Annotated in this window: 6 protein-coding genes; all 6 read right to left on the bottom strand. The window is 61.0% G+C overall.

Going from position 1 to position 16,376, the window contains the following annotated elements:
* Positions 1-13 precede the first annotated feature (13 nt).
* On the bottom strand, positions 14-361 hold the full coding sequence (locus AB3N39_RS16115) for a HigA family addiction module antitoxin (RefSeq protein ID WP_063408808.1): 348 nt from the start codon (positions 359-361) through the stop codon (positions 14-16).
* Positions 362-371: 10 nt separating this feature from the next.
* Positions 372-671 carry a type II toxin-antitoxin system RelE/ParE family toxin gene (locus AB3N39_RS16110; protein WP_063408809.1) on the bottom strand — a complete coding sequence of 100 codons (300 nt, stop codon included), beginning with the start codon at positions 669-671 and terminating at the stop codon, positions 372-374.
* A gap of 239 nt (positions 672-910) precedes the next feature.
* Positions 911-2,080, bottom strand: a complete 1,170-nt coding sequence (locus AB3N39_RS16105; RefSeq protein ID WP_086374946.1) for an HlyD family efflux transporter periplasmic adaptor subunit — start codon at positions 2,078-2,080, stop codon at positions 911-913.
* 10 nt (positions 2,081-2,090) lie between these two features.
* Positions 2,091-4,289 carry a type I secretion system permease/ATPase gene (locus tag AB3N39_RS16100; protein WP_133295003.1) on the bottom strand — a complete coding sequence of 733 codons (2,199 nt, stop codon included), beginning with the start codon at positions 4,287-4,289 and terminating at the stop codon, positions 2,091-2,093.
* Complete coding sequence (locus AB3N39_RS16095) at positions 4,286-5,689, bottom strand: TolC family outer membrane protein (RefSeq protein ID WP_111965879.1); 1,404 nt, start codon at positions 5,687-5,689, stop codon at positions 4,286-4,288. The genes AB3N39_RS16100 and AB3N39_RS16095 overlap by 4 nt, the downstream gene beginning before the upstream one ends.
* A 79-nt stretch (positions 5,690-5,768) precedes the next feature.
* Complete coding sequence (locus tag AB3N39_RS16090) at positions 5,769-15,836, bottom strand: BapA/Bap/LapF family large adhesin (protein WP_367896881.1); 10,068 nt, start codon at positions 15,834-15,836, stop codon at positions 5,769-5,771.
* Positions 15,837-16,376: the final 540 nt, after the last annotated feature.

Raw genomic sequence — 16,376 nt, 5'->3', positions numbered from 1 at the left:
GCGCCTGTTCGGGTCAGGCTACATCCGGTTGGCCAGATTTTCGCTTAGCCATGACGTCCGCAACGGTCTTTATACGGCTTAGTTCCTCCTGCGTCCTGGCGTTAGATTGCGCTTCCCAGATATCAACGTTCAGCTGTAAGTTCAGCCAGAATTCAATCGTGGTATCAAAGGCTTTTGCCAGCTTGATCGCCATATCGGCAGTAAGCTTGCGATTGTTATTGACCAGCGCGCTGATGGTGTTGCGGTGAACATTGAGCATCTCCGCCAGATCGCTGATTTTCAGATTGAGCGGTTCAAGATACTCATACTGCAACACGTCGCCCGGCGTGGTGGGTTTGCGGAGTGCCTGTTGAAGTGTCATAGATGATGCCTCACTTGTGTTGCGTGTACTTGTGTGGAGAGAGGTACAGATCTTCTGCTTTACCCTCTGTCCAGCGAAATACGAGCCTGTATTGCCTGTTTACCCGGATGGAGGAATAGCCCTTCAGCGGAGGATTCAATGCTTCATACATATTACCCGGTGGCGATCGCAAATCCCTGTGCGAGGTTGCTGCCCTGATGATATCGAGCTTTCTCGCAAGCGCTGTTTCCAGATTTGAAGGGATAACATTGCTCGATCTGCCGTAAAGAAAAAAATCCTCAAGCCATTGATCCCGAAAATAACTAATCATAATGCTGGCGAGCTCCAGTCCGTGAAGCTGAATGAATAGTAATGCACTCCTGCACTGTGCGCAAGTGCGTTTTGTCTGCGGTTAATATTACCTGGGCGATGGCTGAAGGGAAGTGGGATGCATGACTAAAGATTAATCCTCCGAGGCAGGTTCCAGTTCTGGCGTGCGGTTTAATGCCCGGCGGCGCTTCGCTTGCAAGGGCCTGGGGGGATGTAGGCCGGGTACCACCCGGCGATTGGCTATCGCTCCCTTAGCGCCTCTTTCGCCCGGTTGAACGGTTTAATCAGATAATCCAGCACCGTTTTCTCTCCGGTCTTAATGTCCACCGTCGCAATCATCCCCGGTACAATCGAGAAGTGCCTGCCCGCCTTATTGACCAGGTAATCCTGACTGGTGCGGATAAACACCCTGTAATAGAACACCTCCGGCTTGGCCTCATCCTGAATGGTATCTGGGGAAATCGTCTCAACGACCCCGTGCAGGCCGCCGTAAATGGCGTAATCGTAGGCGGTGATTTTGACCAGTGCCTCCTGGTTCGGGTGGATAAAGGCGATATCGCGCGGCGACAGGCGAGTTTCGATCAGCAGGTGATCGTCCACCGGCACAATCTCCATCAGCTCGCCGTTGGGCGGGATCACCCCGCCGATGGTGGTCACCTTGATATTTTTCACGATCCCGCGCACCGGGGATTTTACCGTCAGACGGGTGACGGAATCCTGGCGGCCCTTGAGGATGGCTGAAACCATATCCACCTCAGCGTTGGCTTTGGATAACGCCTCGCGCGCCTGGACGTAATACTGCGAGCGCACGTCGGTGAGCTTCAGCTCCAGATCGCTTTTCTGCCGCTGCAGGCGCAGCACCTCCACGTGGCTGGCGGCCCCGGTTTTGACCAGCCGCTGGGTGATGGCCAGCTCCTTATTGGCGAGATCTAACGCGGCGCGCAGCTCTCGCTGGGTATCCTCCAGCTGCGCGCGGCGCGAGTTGTACAGCCGCGTTTCATCGGCAATCAGATCCGGCCATTTCGCCAGCGAAGGCGGGAATTTCAGCGGCAGATCGTTTACCTCGGCGTACAGGCGGGCGCTGGAGGCCAGTGAGGCCCGGTAGCGCGCCGCGCTTTCGCCGACGTTCGACTCAGAACGCGTCGGGTCAAGCCGCGCCAGCACCTGTCCGGCCTGCACCTGATCGCCTTCGTGGACGTTCAGCTCGGTGAGGATCCCGCCGTCGAGAGACTGTAAGACCTGCTCGCGCGAGCTGGGGATCACTTTACCCGAACCGGTTGACACCTCATCCAGCACGCCAAACCACGCCCAGACGCCCAGCACCACAAACATCAGCAGCGAGAAGATCACGATCCGGCGCGCGCCGGTGTAGCCGCTTTCGGAGTCGAGGGCGTTATCCAGATCGTCCATTGCCGCCACGTCACGCTGACTGATTTTCATTTTTCCACTCCCGTCCGGTTGCTGCCTGCTGCTGTTGCTGCTGCATACGGCTGTTGCTCAACGCCTGGGCTTTTGGCGCGTCCATCACCAGCATGCCTTCTTTTAACACCACGACGCGCTCCACCAGTTCCAGAACCGGTACGCGGTGCGTGGCGACGATCAGGGTGCGATGCCCGAGCCAGTCGCCCAGGCGCTGGATGAATTCCCGCTCGGTGTGCTCATCCAGCGACGCGGTGGGTTCATCCATCAGCACAATATTCGGATCGCGCAGGAGCATTCGCGCCAGCAGAATCGACTGGCGCTGCCCGCCGGAGAGCCCTACGCCGTTTTCCATGATCGGATAGTCCAGCCCCTTGGGCAGCTTCTGGACGAAGCCCGCCGCGCCGGTCAGCTCCAGCGCCTCGAAAATTTCTTCGTCGGTGGCGCGCGGCATGCCGAGGGTGATGTTTTCGCGCAGGGTGCCGTAAAACAGCCGCGCGTTCTGAGTCATAAAGCCGACGTTGCGCCGCACGTCCGCCACGTCGAGATGCGGCAGGCTGAAGCCGTCGAGCCGCAGTTCACCCGCCGCCAGGTCCATCCCGCCCGCCATCGCCTGCAGCAGGGTTGATTTGCCCGCGCCGTTGCGCCCGAGGATCGCCACTTTTTCTCCCGGCCTTATCTCCAGGCGATTAATGCGCAGCGCCATGCGCGGATCGTCCGGCTGATAGCGGAACTGCGCCTGCTCGAAAAGATAGTGTCCGCGCAGGACGTCCTGGCGGATCGGCGTCTCCTCGCGCTGGTTTTCGGTGGGAAGCTGCATGATGCTGTCCAGCCCCTCTTTTGCGGCTTTGACCTGCTGCCAGCGCGCCAGCACGCCGCACAGCGTCGCCATTGGGGCGATCATGCGGGAAGCCAGCATCGACGCGGCGACCACCGAGCCGGTGGTCAGGGTACCGTCGATCACCATCGGCGCGCCGACCACAATCACCCCGGCGTAGACCAGGCTCTGAATGGTCATCCCCCAGCTGATCAGGTTCTGCGTCAGCTCGCGAGTGCGCAGGCCGGATTCTGCGGTGATCTGGATATAGCTGTTCCACTGCTGCAAAAAGCGGTTTTCCGCCTGCATCAGCTTGATGTCCTCCAGGCCCTGCACGCTCTCCACCAGCACCGCGTTGCGCAGGGTTGATTCATGCGCCGACTGCTTTGCCAGCTCCGCCAGCTTCTTCTGCAGCAGCAGGCCGGGCAGGACCATGATCACCGCCGCGACCGGGGCGATCCACGCCAGCTGCGGGGCGATGATCGCCAGCACCACCACGAACAGTAAAAAGAAGGGCAGATCGACAATTGTCGAGATGGTGGACGAGGTCACCATCTCACGGATCTGCTCCAGCTCGCGCAGCTGTGAGATAAAGCTGCCGGTGGAGCGGGGGATCGCGCTGTTGCGCAGCCGCAGAGCGTGGCCGAATACGCGATCCGAAACGCGCATATCCGAGCGCTTGCCCAGCAGATCCATAATGTGCCCGCGCGCCACGCGCAGCACAAAACCAAACAGGGTGGCAATCAGCACCCCGATGGTCAGGACGTACAGCGTCGGGTAGGACTGGGCGGGGATCACCCGGTCATAGACCTGCATGGAAAAGACGATCCCGGAGAGCGACAGAACGTTGATAAACAGCGCGGCGAGCATCACCCAGCTGTAGGGGCGGAGATCGCGCATCACCAGCCGGTAGAGCCAGTCCGGACGATATTTGGAGATATAGGCATCCACGCGGCTGTCCTTCAGCGCGGCGAGTGGACGCAGGGCAATAACGTGGCGTATAGCGGGCAGCATCGCCGTCATCGACAGCCGATTGGTGTAGGTCTCGTCGTCGAAAAAGCTGACTTCCAGCGTATCGTCCCCGTCGAAATGCTCGATCACGCCGATCCTGTCGTCATTCATCGCTACGACAACCGGCAGACGCCAGCTGTTGATCGCCTGTCGATCGTCGGTAAGGAGCTGAAACGACAGCCCTGCTTCGCGGGCCAGCTGGGTGAGGGCGGGCACCATCGGTTTGCCTTTCAGCCAGGGTGCGCCTGCAATCAGCGCGCCGGGCGAGCAGGCGACGCGATAGCGCGTGGCAACAAAACCAAAGGCCTGTGCCCACTGCGCCAGCGCCTCATCCGTCATGTTTTCACCTTGCGGGATATCACGCTGCTTCATGGCTGGATCTCCACGGTCTGGATGGTGCGGTTATCAAGATCGAACGCGTGACGCAGCTGTCCGGTGTTATACAGGCAGTTGAGCTGCAGCTGATGCAGCTGACCGAGGGTCTGCTGCTGGGTGAAGCGCGCCTGATAAACCTCCTGTTCGGCGTTGAGCACGTCGAGCAGCGGGCGCGAGCCGAGGTCAAGATACTGCTGCTGGTACAGTTCGCGGGTGCGGGCGCTGAGCGCCTCCTGACGGCCCTGAATTTGCAGCGTGCTTTGCAGGCTCATCACCTGGCTGCGGGCTTCCAGCAGTTTCTGGCGGACATCAAGACGCGTGCGCTGAATGGTGGACTGCGCCGCCTCCACCGCGTGTCCGGCAGCGTTACGCCGTGCGGTGAGGCCGCCGCCCTGATAAAGCGGCATCTGAACTTTCACCCATGCGGAATACTGGGTGCGATCCCGCGTGTCGCTGCCCGCGTAGCGATCGTTCATGTAGTGGCGCACCTCCGGCTCCAGCGAGACGGTTGGCGTCATCTGCGCGTCGGCATAGTCCAGGTTAGCCTGGGCGACGTTAGCCTGCGCCCAGGCGGCGAGAACGGCGGGAACCAGACGGTCGTCCGGCTCGGCGATGTCGCAGCTCCGGCCCAGCTTTTGCGGAAAGTCATTGCTTATCGCGTTCAGGCTGTTCCAGCCGAGAAAGCTCATCAGCGTGGCGCGGGCGCTGTCCAGGCTGGCCTGGTACTGCATCAGCTGGGCTCGCGCGCCTTCGATTCGGGCATCGGTCTGCACCACGTCAGAGAGCGATGTGGCCCCTTCGTCGTTACGCTGGCGGGTCAGCGTGCCGATAGAGGAGAGGGCGTCGAGCTGCTCTTTAGCGGTCTCAACCATTTGCTGCCAGGTTTGAACCTGCACCATGGCGACGGCGGTATCGTGGGCGATAGTGTCGATACTCACCAGCACGTTGGCCTGCTGCTGGGCAACGCCGGCGCTCTCGGCGCGTACCTGGCTTGCCACTTTGCCAAAGTCGTAGAGCATCTGTGAGAGAGAAAGCACCAGCGACGGCGTAAAGCCGTTCTGGTCGCCGTCGTGAGAATAACCGTTGTCCACGCCGGCATTAATCTGCGGATAGTATTTTGACTTAGCGACGTCTACCTCTTCGCTCTGCTGGTAGAGTTTTCCCACGGCTTCGCTGATGGCCGGGTGCCAGGTGACGGCGCGGTTAACGGCATCGCCAAGCTGCAATGAACCGGGGGCGGCTTTGCCAGCCGCAGGTGCGACGCGGCCGTTGAGCGAGGGGAGTTCCTGCGTTTCGCGAAGCTGTCCGGTATTGATGGTGGCCGCCGGATTTGCGCAGAAAGCGGGCACAGATATCAGGCAGCACGAGAGCCACCAGTAAGGCATCTTCATTCCCATGTCATGTCCCTATAAAAAAAAACGGCTTTATTATTTATGCCCGGGCGCTGCGCGCCCGGGTCATCTCTTGCAGGTGGTATCAGGTAATGATGTGTTGCTGGTTAACAAGCTCGTCGTAGGTGGTCTGAACGCCATCAAGCGTAACGAGCGTGGTATTAGTGTAGGTGCCTCCTGCACCATCACGGTCGATGGAGATCACGGTATTGCCATTACTATTAGTGACATGGAGATAATTCCCGAGCGTCGCGGCGCTACCGTTCCAGCCCACCAGCAGATCGCCGATGTCGATTTTGTCGCCCTGCGCCAGCGAGAAGCCGGTCCAGTGATCGCCCGCGGCACTGCTGGTGTTACCCCCCGTACCGTTGCCCACCGTGCTGTTCAGCACCTGGTAAATCAGCGTATCGCCGTAGGCCGTACCGGTGATGGCGTCGTTATGCTCAGAGCTGATGAACTGCGGCGCCATATTGATGGTCAGCGTGGCGCTGTCCGTTCTTCCGGCAGAGTCGGTCAGGGTGTAGTTGAAGGTCTCCTTCGATGTCATGGTTGAGAGCGATACCCCGCTGTTGAGGGTATAGGTGTAATGGCCGTCAGCGCCGATCGCCAGCGTGCCGTAGTGGCCGACAATGTTCACCGTTGCGCTGCCGGTATACGGATCCAGCGTGGTGGTCACGCCGTTGTAGCCGGTCACGCTCAGACGGGTATCCACCGAGTGGAGCTGATCCAGCACGCCGCCGGAGTCGGTGCCGTCAAAGATATTGCCGTTGACGGTGTGGCTGCCGGTGACGTCGAAATTACTCAGCGAGTAGGTGGTGCCGTTCACGCTTGGGGTAATGGTGATATTTCCGACGCTGAGCCCCGGTACGCTACCGGTAAAGTTCAGCGTATAGGTCCCGGCGTTGAGATCCAGCCCGGTCAGCGCGACGTCGATACTGCCGCCCAGCAGCGAGGCCCCGCTGAAGGAGCCGCTGCGGATCACGCCAGAGCCGTCGCTGATGGACCAGTTCACCGTCAACCCGGTCAGCGACAGCAGCGATGCCACGTTAAAATGCAGCGATGCGTTGTGCAGCGCGGTATTCGCGTCGACCACGAAGGTTCCGCTGCCGCTGCCCTGGGTTGACGAGAGAAGGGCCGTCGTCCAGCTGGCGGTGCCCACGGTCGTATCCGAATAGACCGACGTGTGATGTACCGAGGTAAGGTCCATCGTGGCGCTGACATCGTTCACCGCATTCATCGCCTGCGCGGTTGGGGTGATGTTGAGCGATGCCGTATCCTTCGAGCCGTCAGGCGCGGTAACGGTGTAGACGAAGGTATCCGGCGTGCTGATATGGTCCGCCCCTACGCCGCTTCTCAGGGTGTAGGTGTACTGACCGGACGAATTGATGGTCAGCGTGCCGTATTCTCCCTGAATGGTGGTGGTTCCACTGCTGTTGACCGCCACGCCGTTCACTTCGGTAACCAGCGTGCCCGCTGGAACCGGATCATTCGCCAGCACGTCGCCCGTGGTGGTTTCGCTGATGCTCGCCACGCTGTAGACATGGTCCTGCAGGACGTTAAGCGTGTAGGCCGTCAGTACGGCGATCCCGGATGCGGTATTCAGCAGGAACAGATACTCCCCGGCAGGCAGGTTCAGCGTCAGCTGCGGTGACGTACCCCCCAGCAGCGGGGCGCGCAGCCAGCCCGACTCGACGCGAACCTGCTCGAAGGTCTGGGTCGCATTGTTGAACTTATAGACGTACAGGTCGAACACCGACGCCAGCGCCACGCCGCCCACGGAGGCCTGGATGGTCATGGTGCGGGTCGTCCCTTCCTCCACGTTGTAGATGATCGGGTTGGTCATGTCGTCCAGCAGGTTAAGCCCCAGCGTGCTGCCGAGATTAATGCCCACCAGGGTAATACCGTTCTGAGACGAGGCGCCGTTATTCACCTCACTCACGGTGGTGTCAAAGGTCAGCGAGGCCGTGTCGTCCACTGCCACAATGCCGTTGATTACCGTACCGGCACCCAGAGACAGCACCAGGTTCGCCGATGCGCTGACGCCGTTATGGGTGATGGTGTAGGTGAAGCTCTCCGTCCGGCCAACGACCGCAGCGCTGGTGTCGGTAAGGTTATAGGTATAGCTGCCGTCTCGGTTGATGGTCAGCGTACCGTATTTGCCCTGGATCACCGTGCCGTCGGCGTTCACGCTGGTGGTGACGCCCTGCGCGTTAGTAACCGTGGAGATAGTGGTTCCGGCCGGCGCGTTGTCGCTGCCGGCGGTCGGATCCGTATCAAGGATCACGTTGCCGTTGAGACTGGTATCGCCGGTAACCGTACCCGGACCGGTCTCTTTCACCGCCACGTCGAGGCTGGTGTAGGAGCCGGTTGCCAGCAGATTGGTGTTATAGCTAAGCACGCGGTAGTTACCGTCGGCCAGCCCGGTCAGGTTCAGCGAGACGCCGGTAGCGCCGAGGGTCAGGAGATCGGCAAACTGCGGTTGGCCGGTATCCACCACGGTAGTCCAGACGCCGTTGACGTAGTGCTGAACTACCAGCTCAAGAGTGTTGAGCAGAGAAAGCACCGCCCCCGTAGCGTTAGCATTCACCACGATATCCGCGCTGCCGCCGTTGCCCACCGTGAAGTTCACCTGCGCCGTGTCATTGCCCAGCAGCGTCAGGACGTTGCCCACGGCGCCGACCAGCAGGAAGCCGTAGTCGCTGTACTGGCTGTTGGTCACGGTCGCCGTGGTGCTGAGGTTCAGCTCTTCAACGTTATTGCTGGCGGAGAGCGGCAACACCGGTGCAAGGACGGAGCCCGGCAGGGAGGTGTTGCCCGCGGCGTCGGTAGCGGTGATCTGCAGCGTCTGGCCTTCGATCTGTTTGTTAATGAAGGTGTAGCTGTAGGTGCCGTTGCTGCCCGCAATGGCGGTCACCGTCGAGCCGTCCGCAAGGCGGATTGTGACGGTACTGCCCGCCTCCGCGCTCCCGGTCAGGACGCTACCGTCGGCGTTGAGAGTCCCGGTCGGCGCCGTTGGGGCGGTCGTATCGACGATAATCGTCGTCACGCCTGACGCCGCGCTGGTATTGCCTGCCGCATCGGTGGCCGTGGCGGTGAAGTTATGCGTGCCCTGCGTCAGCGTGGTGGTTTGCGGCAGGGTCCAGTTGCCGTTGCCATCGGCGGTCACCGTGCCGACCAGCGTAATACCATCGTAGATCCTGACCGTGGCATTCGCTTCGGCTGTCCCGCTTAGCGTTGGGCGCGTATCGTTGGTCGGATTCGTACCGGTCACCGGACCGATAACGCTGCCGACATCATCAATCACCGAACTGATGACCGGCGCGCCCGGCGCGAGGGTATCGACGTTAATCACATACCCGGCGGTAGGTGCGCTGGCGTTGCCCACCGCATCGGTGGCGGTAAAGGTCAAATTGTGCGGACCGTTGCCCAGCGCCGGAGATGGCGTAAAGCTCCACGCCCCACCGGTCGCCGTCACGCTGCCGATTTGTACGCCGTTATCAAATATTTTCACCGTCGACCCGGCTTCCGCCGTGCCGCTGAGGGTTGGTTGCGCGTCGTTGGTGAACCCGCCGTTTGCAACCGGCGTCGCCGCATTGCCCACGTCATCCAGAATGCTGGTCAGCACCGGCAGCGCAGGCGGCGTGGTGTCAACGGTGAGGCTGAAGCTGGTGGACGACAGGCTGGTATTGCCCGCCGCATCCGTCGCCTGCGCGGTGAAGCTGTGCGCGCCCGCGGTCAGCGTGGTGTTGAGCAAGATACTCCAGCTCCCGTTGCTATCCGCAGTGCCTGTTCCGACAAGCGTAGTTCCCTCATAGATTTTCACGGTGGCAAACGGTTCGCTGGTCCCGACAAGGCGCGGAACGGTATCGTCGGTTGTTTGCCCGGACGTTAGCGGGCCGGTGATGCTGCCCACGTCGTCTATCGCCTGGCTGATAACCGGCGCGTTTGGTGCCGCGGTATCAACAATCAGGGTAAAGCCCGGCGAGGTCGGGCTGACGTTGCCCGCTGCATCGGTGACCGTGGCGGTCCAGGTATGGCTGCCGTTGCCAAGCGGTGCTGATGGCGTAAAGCTCCATGCTCCTGTACCGTCCGCCTGAACGGTGCCGACCGGCTGCCCGTTCTCATAAACGGTGACCGTGGCGTTGGCGGTCGCGGTGCCGTTCAGCGTCGGCGTGGTGTCGTCGGTGCTCTGCCCCGAAGAGAGCGGGGTTTGAATGCTGCCCACGTTGTCACCCGCGGTCGAAATGATCGGCGCCGACGGCACGCCCGTATCCACCGTCAGGGTAAACGGCGTCGTCGTGCCGCCGGTATTGCCTGCCGCATCGGTGGCGTTAAAGGTGATGGCGTGTGGCCCTTCGCCCAGATCGGTACCCGGGGTAAAGGTCCAGCTGCCCTGGGCATTGACCACCGCAGTGCCAATTTCGTTGCCATCAACGATCACGTGCACGGTAGAACCCACTTCGCCCGTGCCGTTGAAGGTTGGACGCGCGTCGTTGGTGCTGTTACCCGACGTGAGCGTCCCGGTGACCGGACCGACATCGTCAATCACGCTGGTCACCACCGGTACGCCGGGGGCTGCGGTATCAATGGTAAAAGCGAAGACCGATGAGTTCGCCGAGGCGTTGCCTGCGGTATCCGTTGCATACGCGCGCAGGGAGTAGCTGCCGTCGCTCAGCGGCGCGGTCGGCGTAAAGGACCAGTTCCCGCTTCCGTCAACGGTCGTTGTACCAATCTGCGTGCCGTTATTCATGATGTGGATAGTGCTGCCCGCCAGCCCGGTGCCGCTGATGGTTGGGGTGCTGTCGTTGGTTACCTGGCCGCTGGTGAGGTTACCCTGGACGCCGCCAGGGACGTCGTCGTTTACATTATCCAGCGTCGGAACCGTCGGAGCGGTCAGGTCAACCACCACGCTCCAGGGAGCAGAGACCGCGCTGACGTTGCCCAGCGGGTCGGTCGCCCGGACGGTGAAGCTGTGCGAGCCTTCGCCGAGCGCGGTGTCAGGGGTAAACGTCCATGCGCCGGTGCCGTCAGCCGTTACCACGGCAATCTGGGTGCCGCCGTCGAAAATGGTCACCACGCTGTTTGCGTCCGCTGTCCCCGAAAGGGTTGGCGTGGCGTCGTTCGTTTCGCTGCCGCTGACCACCGTGGTGGCGGCGTTGCCGACATTATCCGTGACGTTGGTGATGACCGGCGTGGCGGAAACGGAGTCCACCACGACGGTGAAGCCCGCCGAAGGGCCGCTCTGATTCCCCGCAGGATCGGTCGCGCGGATGGTCAGGACATGGTTGCCCTCTGCCAGGGTGGGCGTGGTGTAGCTCCAGGTGCCGGTGCTGCCTACCAGCACGCTGCCCAGCAGCGTCCCGTTGTTGTAGATGGAGATGGTATCGCCCACCGCGCCGGTGCCGGTGAGGGTCGGCTGGTTGTCGTTGGTGGTCTGGCCGCTGGTCAGCGGGCCGGTGCCCGGACCGACGTCGTCAATCACCGCGCCGATAGTTGGCGTGCCCGGGGCGGTGAGGTCGACGGTGACGCTGGCCGCCGGAGAGCGGCCGCTGGTCTGGCCGTTGAGGGTCGCAGTCACTTCAAAGGTGTGCAGCCCCTCGCCAAGCGCCGCCGGCGTATAGCTCCAGTTGCCGCTGCCGTCGGCGGTCACCGTCGTCAATGGCGTCGCGCTACCGTCCAGATAGATGGTAATCAGGCTGCCCGCTTCGGCCGTGCCGGTAAGCGTTGGCGTGGTGTCGTTGGTCGTTTTGCCTTTCACATCGCCAGTTACCGGATCCGCGTCATCGACGATCGCCGTGATGACGGGCACCTGCGGCAGCTCAAGCGACGAGTCGTTGACGACAAAAGGCACGCCCGCGCTGGCATTCCCTGCGGCGTCCGTAGCGTTCACGGTCAGCGTGGTCGGATCCAGCTGCGCCGGACTCAGCGCAATCGAGAAGCTACCGTCGCTACCGACAACGCCGGTACCAATGACCGTGCCACCGCTATCTTTCACGGTAATAGTACTTCCTATTTCACCTGTACCGGTCAGCGGCGTTCCTTCCTGAGCCAGAGCCATGTTGACCGGGTCGGCAGGTGCGGCAGTATCCACCGTCACGCTCAGCGGTACTGAATCACCGGAGGAATTACCTGCTGGATCGCTGGAAGAGACGGTGAACGTATGAGGACCATCCGGCAACGTCGTGTCGGCGGTCCAGCTCCAGGTGCCGCCCGGCTGGACCGTCACAAGCACTGTAGACGGTGTGCCGTCTACGGAAACGATAACGGTGGTGCCGGGTTCACCGGTCCCGGTAAGAGTTGGCGTGCCGTCCTTCGTGTAGAGCACGTTACTGGACAGCTGGCTGTCGGCTACCGCACTAATGACGGGGATCTCAGGCGCAACGGTATCGAGCGTGACGGTAAAGACTGAACTCGGCGCGCTGAGGTTACCCGCTGCGTCCACTCCCGCTACGGTAATGTTGAGCGGGCCGTCCGTTTGCGTGGGGAGCGTCAGGCTCCATTCTCCATTAGCCACCACGACACGACCCAGCTCGACGCCGTTGTTGTAGACGATCACCGTCTCACCGTTAACGCCGGTTCCTCCCACTGTCGGTGTGGTATCTGTGATAAAGCCACCATCAGGCGCGCCGCCCACTGCACTAATCACCGGTGTATCCGGCGCCAGGGTATCCACGATGATCGTAATCGCTGACGACGGGTCAGAGATATTGCCCGCTTCATCGGTGGCGGTGGCGGTAAAGGCGTGGCTGCCCTCGGCAATGTCGCTGCCAGGACGCCAGCTCCAGTTGCCGCTGCTGTCTACCGTGACGGTGCCCACGACGGTCGATATGCCGTTGACGGTGTCAGTGATGTTGATGACATCGTTCGACGTCCCGGTGCCGCTCAGGACCGGGCGCGGATCGTTGGTGGTTCCGCCTTCGGGTACGGGGCCGGTGATCTGGGTGACGCTGTCGGTGACGGTCGGTGCCGCAGGCGTAGCCGGCGCCTCGGTATCAATGGTGATGGTAACCGGCTGAGACGGGGCGCTTTCGTTGCCCGTGCCGTCCACGTTGGTGACGGTCAGGGTGATGTCATAGGTACCGCCGGGCAGCGGGGTTGATGGTGTCCACGACCAGCTGCCGGTATTGTCCACGACAGCATCGCCGATTTTGACGCCGTTGTTGTAGATCGTCACGGTATCGCCGGCCGTGCCGGTACCGCTCAGGGTTGGCGTGGTGTCGCGGGTGGTTTCGCCAGGGTTCAGCGTTGTTTCTGTTCCGTCAGGATTGACGGTGATGGCCGGCACGTCCGGCGTGACAGGCGCGACGGTATCTACCGTCAACACAAACGGGCTGGAGATGGTGGTATTGCCCGCGGCATCGGTGGCGTGAACCGTCAGCGAATGCGGGCCGTCGGTGAGCGGGGTAACGGGCGTAAAGCTCCAGCCGCCGTTGCCGTCGAGGGTGGCGGTGCCGAGCAGGGTGGTGCCGTCATAAATGGTGATCGTCGCATCGGCCGGAGCGGTGCCCTGCAGCTGCGGTTTGGTGTCATCCGTGGTATCGCCGCTGCTGAGCGGACCCTGAACGCCGCCGACGTCATCGGTCACGGTGCCGATGGTTGCCGCCACTGGTGGCGTGGTATCGACGGTCAGGGTGAAGCCGCCTGACGGCTGGCTGGTGTTACCCGCCGTATCGGTGGCGACAACGGTAAAGGTATGAGGCCCGCTGACAAGAGGCGTCGTGAGGGTATAGGTCCACGCGCCATTGTTGTCGACCGGAACCGTGACAAGATCGGTGCCATCGAGGCGGATGGTGACGGTTGAGCCGGGTTCAGCCGTGCCGTTGAGCGTCGGCGTGGTGTCGTTAGTGCTGTCGTTAGGGTTGAGCGCGCCGAGGCGTTCCGGCACATCATCCACCACCTGGGTGATGATTGGGGCAGCAGGCGCCACGCTGTCAACCGTCAGAGTCCAGGTGTTGGAGACGCCGCTAGTGTTGCCTGCCGCATCGGTCGAGACGGCGGTAAGATCATGGGGGCCTTCACCGATCGGGGTGGAAGGGGTAAAGATCCATACGCCAAGGCCATTGGCGATGGTCGTACCAACAGCAACACCGTCCACACGCACGGTGACAGTCGCGTTTGCTTCGGCGGTACCGCTGAGCGTCGGGGTGGTGTCGTTAGTGGTCCCATTCAGGTCGATCGCGCCGGTGCGCCCGGGGACATCGTCCACGACTTGTGAAATCACCGGGGCGCCAGGTGCCGTCCCGTCGACGTTAATTATCCAGGAGTCAGATAACCCGCTCGGGTTACCGGCGGGGTCCGTCGCCTTCGCCGTCAGCACGTACGTGCCATCGGTTAGCGGTGCGGGTGGCGTAAAGCTCCACAGGCCGGAAGAGGGAACAACCACCGTACCGAGGACATCGCTGCCGTTATAAATCGTGATGGTCGAGCCCGCTTCGCCCGTCCCGTTCACGGTCGGCGCCCGGTCGTTGGTGATCCCGTTCGGGCCCACGGGGCCGGTGGAGGTCTGTACGTCATCAACAACCGACACGATAACTGGCGTCTGCGGTGGAGTAATATCCGGTGCCGCCGCGGAGGTGGTAGGACTCGTGTTGCCAGCCGTGTCGGTGGCGTCAGCGGTCAGGATTTCGCCGTTGAGCTTCGGCGGGGTCAGCGTCAGGCTGAAGTTACCCTGACTATCGGCAACAACTGGAGTGCCAACGAGTGCGCCGCCTTCACGGATGGTCACCGTGCTGCCCGGCTCTGCGGTACCGCTGATGGTGCCGCCATCATTTGAAACCACGAGGTTTCCAGGGGCTAACGGCGGCGTGGTGTCCACGGTGAAGATGACAGGCTCTGAGGTCGCGCTCAGGTTTCCGGCGGCATCGGTTTCAGTGACGGTTATGGAGTGCGTCCCGTCCGGAAGCGGACCGTTCGGCGTTACGCTCCAGGTGCCGTTGGGCAGTACCGTCGTTGTGCCAACCACCACGCCGTTATCGTAAATAGTGATGGTTCCGCCGGGCTCGCCCGTTCCCGCCAGAATCGGCAGTGAAGCATCGGTAGGCGCGCCCGACGTGATGGTTCCCTTGATAACGCCCGTATCGTCGGTCAGCACAATCGCGGTCGGGGCGTCCGGCGGAGTAAGATCCACCGTCAGGGTAAACACCGGCGAGGCAGGCCCGGTGTTGCCGGCAGCGTCGGTTGCCCGCACGGTAATCTGGTGAGTGCTTTCGCTCAGATCAACTGAAGGGGTAAAGGTCCAGGTGCCGTTGCTGGCGACGACCGCCGTACCAATGGCGATCCCGCCGTCATAAATCGTCACGGTCGAACCCGCTTCACCGGTGCCGGTAAGCTGCGGACGCTGATCGTTGGTGCTGCCACCGTTGCTGACTGCCCCCGTCTGTGGAGCCGTATCGTCAGTTACGCTGGTGATGGCTGGCGCATCGGGCGCAGTGGTGTCCGGGGCGGTAAGATTCGTGCCCGGGCTGGTATTTCCGGCGTTATCCGTCGCGGTGGCGGTCACCTGCTCGCCGTTGGTCAACGGCGTGTCGAGAGAGACGGTAAAATTGCCATCGCTGCCCGTTTTTCCTGTGCCAATGACGTTACCGTTCGCGTCTTTCAGCGTGATGGTGCTGCCGGGTTCTGCGGTACCGGTGACCGTTTTGCCATCTGAAGAAAACTTAAGGCCGGAAGGCGCGTTCGGCGCTGTCGTATCCGGATCGGCCGAATTGTTACTGCTGCCATTATCACCACCACCGCCGCCGGTGCTTGCCGCCGCCGCAATGCCGCCCGCAGCGGCAATCCCGCCCAGGGCCCATGGCCAGATGGCGGCGCCACCGGCGTCGCTCCCTGAGGCCGCAAGCAGCACGTCCGTGGACGCGATGGATTCGTACGTGGCGGCTCCGGTTGGATCTTCAATCCACCATAAAGCGCCCTGGCTGTCCTGCAGCACCAGCTGGCTCACGCCCTGCGCGTCCGCGACGTAGAAATTTTTAAGGGTGATCACCTCGCCGGAGTGGAGCGTAACCAGCAGATCGTTACCATTTCGCGCGAAGTGGGAGACGCTCGCTCGCTCGACATGGAGCTCAACGACAGAGGAATGGCTCAGCGTAACCTGGGTGCCTTCCGTGGTCGTTTCCACGCCAGTAAGTTTCGAAATAACAGAGATTTGGCTCATTTAGGTATTACTCCAGCAGATGTGTCATGAACGGCGAGCAAGACGAGCCATCTCTGCAGAAGGTAAAGGGCGCCCCCGGCGCAGTCGCTGTTATAACGCAGCACTCACCGTCGTTTTTTGCGCGCACGATGCCCGCCAGAATTCAGAGTGGCAACATCAGAGCGAATCTAATGACTTATAAAAGAGAACAGTTTTTATGGGTGTTTTGCGTCTTATAAAACCCTGTATTTAATAGAGGAATTATTTTTCGGAATATAAAAATGATATAGACAGAAAACGATAGTTGTGCAACTTAAGCTTTCGTAAATAAGTGCCAAAACAATGAAGAGGGCATTAATACATGGGGGGTGTTAATAATTTAAATTTCATAAGTTATTGTTTGGTATGTTTTTGTTTTTTCATTGTGATGCTGCTTCTAAATATGATTAACGCAGTATGATAATTGGTAGGGGACATTTTCAATATAATGATTAACGTTGTTGTTTAAGTGTGCTTAATATGCATTTAAGTTAGGGTAACATTTTTGATATAAAATATATT

It is taken from the genome of Enterobacter vonholyi (genome assembly GCF_040834095.1).
GTDB lineage: Bacteria > Pseudomonadota > Gammaproteobacteria > Enterobacterales > Enterobacteriaceae > Enterobacter > Enterobacter vonholyi.
This window is presented reverse-complemented; position numbering and strand designations above follow the sequence as displayed.